A 6,983-nucleotide genomic window follows, 5' to 3' on the forward strand; every position below is an offset into this window, starting at 1 on the left:
TTGGGACGAATTTGGGACACCTCCGCCAAAAAGCAGGTCAATTTGTCGCGCATGTTCGGTCAGATGATTCGGTGCTAAGTGTGCATATCTTCTAACCATTTCGATTGACTCCCAGCCGCCCATTTCCTGCAAAATTGATAATGGAACACCTGATTGTACTAACCAGCTAGCCCAAGTGTGTCTCAAATCATGAAAACGAAAATCTTCGATTCCTGCTCGTCTTAACGCTGCATTCCATGCTGTATTATCATCAACACGCATCTTTCTCACATTAGGCAGTGCTATTCCGTTTGGACTGATTGATGATTTCGTATGAACGAAAACCCATTTGTTATGGCTTCCTATCTGATCCCGTAACACCCTGCAAGCTGTTTCATTTAGGGCTACCCCTATAGCCCTGGATGATTTGCTTTGATCTGGGTGTATCCATGCAACCTGTCTTTGCATATCAATTTGTGACCACTCCAGATTAATAATATTTGAGCGTCTCAACCCTGTAGCCAGCGCAAACTTAACGACTGACTGAAGTGGTTCGGGACATTCATCAACTAATCTTTGCGCTTCATGAGGCTCCAACCATCTGACTCGTTTTTCTCTGACGGTTGGGACTTTAATCACAGGGGCTTTCTCTAACCATTTCCAATCTCTTTCGGCGGCTCTTAATAGAGCCTTAATCAAAGCTAAGTGCTTTGCCTTGGTCGCTACCGATACTGAGACTTCTTTATAGGCTGGGATCTCGTGTCCTTTTTTCTTGGCTGCCTGAACCTGACTTTCCCAGCGCTCCTTGGCCTTGCGGTTTTTCATCTTGCTAACCGCCGTGTAAATGCTGGCTTCGGTAATATCTTTTAATCTCACTCCGCTGAAGTATTCCAGCCAGAACGCCATACGCCCTTTATCATCATCCAGTGATTTTTTATCGGCCTTTTCCTCAATCCAACGTAAACAGGCTTCATCAAACGTCACATCAGGAAAATCACCCAGCCGTTCTATGCGCCATAATTCGGCCTTTCTTCGATCGTGCAATTCCTGAGCTTGCCTCTTGTCCGTTGTTCCAAGCGATTCCTTAATTCTTTTGCCGCTTGGTGTCGTGTAGTTCCCGTACCATGTATTTCCTCTACGGAAGATTGACATTTTTTATCTCCTTTTTCTGCCACATCTACCGTGCTCACAGGCACAGTTTGGATCGAATTGTTAAGGGCTGCAATACATGCCGCGTATGTAAATAAATAAGGGGATCGGGGTCTGGCGGGATCTTTCTTGTTGTAGGCTATTTTACCTATAGCGCACCAATGGGATAATGTATCGACATTAATGCCGATAAAGTCAGCCGCCTGCTTTCTGGTAAGACTGGCTTTTTTCTTATTCTTATGATTAGCAACGAGCCTCATTTTATTTTTCTCCGAATAATTTACACATTTTGCATACAATAAACCTGCACAAATTAAGCGCTTAATTTCATGATTAAGTCGTTTATTTTTATTTCAGGCAATCCATTGCTGTTATTTTCCTTGCATTCATGAATGTGTTAATTATCAATGAGGGTAGTTTTTATTTCCGGGGCTGAAAATTGAGTAAAAGGCAATATATCCACTAAATTCATATACCGTCCTCGCCGCTGATAGAGTGCATAACCGTAATCGACAATCAGTTCTAAATGATAGTAAGGCACAGGCTCGGTATGTTTTGGGTTGACCCGATACGTCGCTAAAATATGATGTTTAAATTCATCGTTATTCTTTATATCCATGCCGTGATGCTGGGTTTTGCCCTGACGATATTGATCTGCCAAAAAGGTGATATGTGTTGTTTCTGCATGCAGGCTGTTTTTTTGTGCGATATTGGCAACAATGCCTTTAATGTTGATAGCCTTTTTTTGTTGTGTTGCCGGTTTTTTGATGATGGCAGAAATGAAGGTACGCATAAATCCTCTCGCTTATTAGGGTAGTGATTATTCCTATCACTTTGATGCCACTAACATTATCACTTAAATTTCATTGAATCCATACCTAAAGTGATATAAAGCAAATTTTTTAATTATCTTATTGATATCTAATAATTTTAATTTGATATTATTTGAATGATTTTAGATCTTGATGGGGATTATTATTTCAGTGAAAAGGAAGATACTGCATTAAAAACAGTATCTTATTGCAGATAGAGGCAGGGGTTGGTGGTGTTTAAAGTCGGGAGAGGAAGGTTATCGTTTTCGCTTCATGTGACGAAATAAATACACAATTACACCGACGATTTCCATGTCGGGAGAAAGAGTTATCAAGGGGATACGTGAGTCATCCACAGATAAAAAGCTGACCGCTCCCCCTTGTTTATAACGATAAACGGAATAGTGCTCTCCTATCCGTGCATAGACTAAATCATCATTGGCGATCTCTTCCTGTGTATCTACCACGATCACTGTTCCTTCCGGCGCTTCAGCACAGCCGGTATTTTGGGTGATGCGATAAGCCCGACAGGATTCAAAGGCGGTTTGCTGTTCAGAAAAGGCCGGCACCATGAAGCACTCCGGGGTTTCTTGTTCTGCTTCATAAATTTTTACCGGTGCATAACGGTTGTCATGCTTGACAGCAAAATCAGTATCACCGGACTGTGATTTATGACCACTGCCATCACTCAGCCACTCTGGGCGTACGTCAAGCGCCTTGGCTAAATCAACGAGCCGGCCTGTTTTGGTTGCGTTCCCGGAAAGTAATTTCCATATCATGGATTGCGCCATGCCGGCTTTTTTTGCCAGCGCAGATTGGGTTAGCCCCTTATCTGCCATAGCTTCTTTTAATCTATCAGCAAGAGTCATAAGTGCCTCATGAGTGGTTCCCGCATTTACGTCGAATACCGGGGATAAACCCAAGAACCGCTGTCTTGGAACATTTTTTTCTTATTCTATCTCTAGAGTGATATCTTTACAAACACTCCAATAGTGATTTATATTGACCATTAGTGATATTGTTATTGCCGTGGTGTTGGAGAAAGGGAAGAATGAAAAACAGTGTAATAAAAAAAGTGATAGATATCGCAGGCAGTCAGGCCAAATTGGCTCAGGTACTGGGGTGTGCGCAATCGCTCGTCAGTGCATGGTTGTACGGAAAAAAACGGGTTTCGGTATCACGGGTCCCCGATATTGTGGTGTTTTCAAACGGGGCGGTTCAGGCGCATGAATTGCGTCCTGATCTGCCTACCGTTTTCCCGCCGCCTGAAGCGAAAACCCCGCAATAAATTTCCAATTCCCGCTGGTGGCGGATCGATAACAGGGAGAAATGGCATGAGTATGAGTCTGATGGCGAAGGCAATGAGTATCCGGGTGGGCAATCCCCTGAGAAAACTGGTGCTGATTAAGCTGGCTGATAATGCAAACGACAAAGGGGAGTGCTGGCCCTCATATCAGCATATTGCAGATCACTGTGAATGCAGCAAAAGCGCCGTGCGAAGTCACATTGGTGCCCTGATTAAGATGGGTTTGCTGACCAAGGAAAACCGGCTGGGTAATCACAACGGGAAAGGGAATGCCTCGAATGTTTATTACCTGAATTTATCCGCTGGCCCTGTGTCACCCAAAAGCATACCCCCTGTGCCACCGGTTGGCAGCCCTATGCCATTTGCTGACACCCCTGTGCCGCCCAATGGCAGACCCCCTATGCCGTCAGATGGCACCAGAATCAGTCACTCTTTTGAACCCGTCAAGGAACCAGTCAAAGAACCTATAAAACCCCAAGGGGCTGGGCAGGAAAAACAGGCAAAAAAATCCGTATTCGATCCCCTGACGGCCAAACCCGAGAATGTCAGTGCCGAAATATGGGCGGATTGGGTGACGTTCCGACAGGAGATCAGGAAGCCCCTGACCGAAACCAGTTGCCGCCAGCAGGCCAAGCAACTGGCAGACTGTCCCAATCCTGACGCGGTAATTTGCACCTCCATTGCCAACAGCTGGCAAGGGTTATTTCCTGACAAGCAGAAATCCGGTCGGCAGCCCCAAATCAACACCCATAGCGGATTTGAGCACAAGCGTTATGAATCACACGCCGCGAGCTGGACAAAAAATCTTTAAGGAGCAGCAGACGTGATGGAAACAACGGAACCGGGAATATTGAACATCGTCCCCCGCTTTGCGCAGGCCAGTTTTGCCACCTATCAGCCACAGAATGGCAGGGCAGAAATCAATCTGAAAACCTGTCAGGGCTACGTCCAGACGTGGGCGGAACGCAAGCGGGCTGGGGAAGGCATGATCCTGTGCGGGCGTCAGGGCACGGGCAAAACCCACCTTGCTGTCGCTTTGTGTCGGGAAATTGCCGCAGGCGGGGATGAAGCCGTGTTTATCACCACCGCCTCGCGCATCATCCGGGCATTTCGTCGCTCATGGAATAGCGAGGGGGATATGAGTGAATTTGATACCCTGAAATTTTACAGCGAGCGGGATTTGCTGGTGATTGACGAAATCGGCGTGCAGTACGGCACGGAGTCTGAACGTCATATTCTGTTTGAGGTGCTGAATAATCGCTATGAAGATCTGCTGCCCACCATTCTGATCAGTAACTTGCCCGTGACTGAGCTGGCGCAGTTTTTGGGTGATCGGACGCTGGACCGAGTGCTTCAGGGCGGCACGGTACTGGCCTTTGACTGGGAAAGCTACCGGAGGGAAATCGCATGAATGTCTATGATTTGGAAATGGCCGTTATCAGTGGCTTGTTATCCGGTGGGGCGACCCCGGATGCCTACGACGTATTAGCGGTGTTACCGGATGAGGCGTTCAGCTCTGTTCATCTGCGCCGGGTGTACGGCGAAATCAAAAAGCAGGCCCTGAGCAGTGCGATTATCGATCCCTTTTTCATTGCGGATGCGATGGGCGAAGAACGCGGTATTCTGGCTAACTTGCTGGAATTAGCCAAAACGCCGGTCTGGCGGGCCAATTTAAAAGGCTATGCGGAAAAAGTCATGCGTTACTGGCGGGTACGTCAGGTCACTGATCTGATTAACCGCTACCAGCAAGAGATCCAGGCCTGTGGCAATCACACGCAAGCGGAAGCACTGGTTGAGGCGTTTGCCTCCCGGTTTAACGGGATATCCCAGAGCGAGAGTAGCTTACAGCCCGTGGTCATCGGTACCTTACTGGACAGGTACGTTGAAACACTGGAGGCGCGCAATCAGGGCAAGACCGGCATGATCCTGACAGGCATTGAGCCGCTGGACGAACTGACCGGCGGATTTAACCCGACTGACCTGATTTTACTGGGCGGACGCCCGGGCATGGGAAAAACGGAACTGGCCCTGTGCATGATTGAAGGCATGACCCGCGACGGGGGCGGGGCGTTGTTGTTTTCCATGGAAATGGCGGCGCAGCAAATTGCCGAGCGCATGGTGGCGAGTTCGGCGGCGATGCCGGTGTCTAAACTACGAAACTGTGAACTGTATGATGAAGACTGGGGGCGTATTGGCAATGCGCTGGGTTCGCTTATCGACCGGGATATTCATGTGCTGGATGCCAGCGATCTGAGTGTCGAACAAATTTGCGCTATCAGTGAAACCCATAAGCGTCGTCACCCGAACTTAAAGGGGATTTTCGTCGACTACCTTGGGTTGATTAGAAAACCCCGGGCTGACCGTCATGACTTGGCGGTGGCAGAAATATCGAAGGCACTGAAAGGCTTGGCAAAACGGCTACATACCCCGGTCACGGCCTTGAGCCAGCTCTCAAGGGACGTGGATAAACGCCCCTTGCATCAGCGTCGCCCGATAGCGGCAGACTTACGTGATTCCGGCTCACTGGAGCAGGATGCGGATCGCATCCTTTTTACGTATCGAGATGGAGTGTATAACCCATTCAGTCCCGCCGGCCAATACGCGGAAATTATTCTGGAGAAGAACCGTCACGGGCAAACCGGCACAGTTTATCAGGCATTCCGGCACGGTCATTACCTGCCGACTGATCAGATATCGGCCGCCGAAATGTGCCGCAGGTCGCGACAAGACAAACAAAAACAACGCCGTTATGCCGACAGGGCGCTTTGATCACAGGGGAGAGCATGAATGCGTGATATTCAGTTAGTGATGGAGCGCTGGGGCGCATGGGCGGCGGATAATCGTGACGGGGTTTACTGGTCCTCCATTGCGGCGGGCTTCAAAGGGTTAATCCCGAACCGGGTGAAATCCCGCGTACAGTGTTGTGATGATGATGCCCTGATTATCGCCAGTTGCATGGCAAAACTGAATCAGCAGAGTAACGAGGCGCACGATCTGCTGTTTGATTATTACGTCTTTGGTAAAACCTTTATGCAACTCGCCCATGATCATCATTGTTCGGATACGCACATCGGGAAGCGATTACAAAAGGCCGAAGGCGTGATTGACGGGATGTTAATGATGCTGGATATTGCACTGGACATGGATAAAGACATCCCGTTAGTGAAATATCCCTGATGTGACGGCCTATAAAAATAACGCTTTACGATCGTAAAAACGGTGCTATTGTGATAAACGTGATAGCAAAGTCACCCGGCTTATTCATACCCGGCAGCTTAAACCTTGTCCCGTGCAAGGTTTTTTTACGCCTGAAATAAACATAAAACTTGCTGTTGTCTTTGGTCAGAGTTACATGTGTGTTTAAGCATAAAAACTGCCCGGAGGGTTAAATTTATCATGTTAAAACATGAAGATATGACAATAACAGCCGCCTGTGTTTTAGATGCCGTGCCTTTGCATACGTGGTTTTCTGTTTCTGAAGTGTCTAAATTAATGGGGCTGCCTGAACCCCGTTGCCAACTATTGTTAACCCAATTTCGTCTGGCGGGTTTAATGGAAAGCCGGGACGATGACACGTTTTTCAAACGTTCTTCCTGATGGGGTTATTTCCCAGAACGTGAAAATACAGCCGGTGAATGCCGGCTTTTCGTGTTGTCGTTTTCCTGAGAACAGTCAGCGTCGAGAGGAAAAAAGCGGATGGATTTACGCCCTGTCACCTTAGTCAACGATGACTCCCT

The 6,983-nt window shown here is 47.8% G+C and carries 9 protein-coding genes; 6 read left to right on the forward strand and 3 right to left on the reverse strand.

Features of this window, described 5'->3' with window-relative positions:
- From AACS92_RS15425 to AACS92_RS15435, 3 genes are all read right to left on the reverse strand, one after another.
- A partial coding sequence (locus AACS92_RS15425; protein WP_099111674.1) for a tyrosine-type recombinase/integrase occupies window positions 1-1,131 on the reverse strand: 1,131 nt, incomplete at its 3' end.
- 394 nt (window positions 1,132-1,525) lie between these two features.
- Window positions 1,526-1,921, reverse strand: a complete 396-nt coding sequence (locus AACS92_RS15430; RefSeq protein ID WP_099111675.1) for a hypothetical protein — start codon at window positions 1,919-1,921, stop codon at window positions 1,526-1,528.
- A 276-nt stretch (window positions 1,922-2,197) separates the two neighbouring features.
- On the reverse strand, window positions 2,198-2,809 hold the full coding sequence (locus AACS92_RS15435) for a helix-turn-helix domain-containing protein (RefSeq protein ID WP_099111676.1): 612 nt from the start codon (window positions 2,807-2,809) through the stop codon (window positions 2,198-2,200).
- Between the two features lie 182 nt (window positions 2,810-2,991).
- Between AACS92_RS15435 and AACS92_RS15440 the strand changes: the two genes are divergently transcribed.
- From AACS92_RS15440 to AACS92_RS15465, 6 genes are all read left to right on the forward strand, one after another.
- A complete protein-coding gene (locus AACS92_RS15440) occupies window positions 2,992-3,228 on the forward strand; it encodes a transcriptional regulator (protein ID WP_099111677.1) in 237 nt (78 codons plus the stop codon).
- A 46-nt stretch (window positions 3,229-3,274) separates the two neighbouring features.
- The gene (locus tag AACS92_RS15445) at window positions 3,275-4,057 is read left to right on the forward strand and encodes a helix-turn-helix domain-containing protein (RefSeq protein ID WP_099111678.1); all 783 of its coding nucleotides are present in this window, start codon (window positions 3,275-3,277) and stop codon (window positions 4,055-4,057) included.
- Between the two features lie 15 nt (window positions 4,058-4,072).
- Window positions 4,073-4,657: an ATP-binding protein gene (locus AACS92_RS15450; protein WP_099111679.1), complete on the forward strand. Its 585-nt coding sequence runs from the start codon at window positions 4,073-4,075 to the stop codon at window positions 4,655-4,657.
- Entirely contained in the window at window positions 4,654-6,015 is a 1,362-nt protein-coding gene (locus AACS92_RS15455) for a replicative DNA helicase (RefSeq protein WP_099111680.1), read from the forward strand. The genes AACS92_RS15450 and AACS92_RS15455 overlap by 4 nt, the downstream gene beginning before the upstream one ends.
- A gap of 18 nt (window positions 6,016-6,033) precedes the next feature.
- Window positions 6,034-6,423: an antiterminator Q family protein gene (locus AACS92_RS15460; RefSeq protein WP_099111681.1), complete on the forward strand. Its 390-nt coding sequence runs from the start codon at window positions 6,034-6,036 to the stop codon at window positions 6,421-6,423.
- Between the two features lie 219 nt (window positions 6,424-6,642).
- Window positions 6,643-6,843 (forward strand): hypothetical protein, encoded by a 201-nt coding sequence (locus AACS92_RS15465; protein WP_099111682.1) that lies wholly within the window; start codon window positions 6,643-6,645, stop codon window positions 6,841-6,843.
- Window positions 6,844-6,983: the final 140 nt, after the last annotated feature.

It is taken from the genome of Xenorhabdus sp. KJ12.1 (genome assembly GCF_963876495.1).
Classification (GTDB): Bacteria; Pseudomonadota; Gammaproteobacteria; order Enterobacterales; family Enterobacteriaceae; genus Xenorhabdus; species Xenorhabdus stockiae.

Bases quoted from the DNA above. Each gene is read 5' to 3' on its own strand.
- AACS92_RS15430 (WP_099111675.1), bottom strand. From the start codon at position 1,921: ATGCGTACCTTCATTTCTGCCATCATCAAAAAACCGGCAACACAACAA.
- AACS92_RS15435 (WP_099111676.1), bottom strand. From the start codon at position 2,809: ATGACTCTTGCTGATAGATTAAAAGAAGCTATGGCAGATAAGGGGCTA.
- AACS92_RS15440 (WP_099111677.1), top strand. From the start codon at position 2,992: ATGAAAAACAGTGTAATAAAAAAAGTGATAGATATCGCAGGCAGTCAG.
- AACS92_RS15445 (WP_099111678.1), top strand. From the start codon at position 3,275: ATGAGTATGAGTCTGATGGCGAAGGCAATGAGTATCCGGGTGGGCAAT.
- AACS92_RS15450 (WP_099111679.1), top strand. From the start codon at position 4,073: ATGGAAACAACGGAACCGGGAATATTGAACATCGTCCCCCGCTTTGCG.
- AACS92_RS15455 (WP_099111680.1), top strand. From the start codon at position 4,654: ATGAATGTCTATGATTTGGAAATGGCCGTTATCAGTGGCTTGTTATCC.
- AACS92_RS15460 (WP_099111681.1), top strand. From the start codon at position 6,034: ATGCGTGATATTCAGTTAGTGATGGAGCGCTGGGGCGCATGGGCGGCG.
- AACS92_RS15465 (WP_099111682.1), top strand. From the start codon at position 6,643: ATGTTAAAACATGAAGATATGACAATAACAGCCGCCTGTGTTTTAGAT.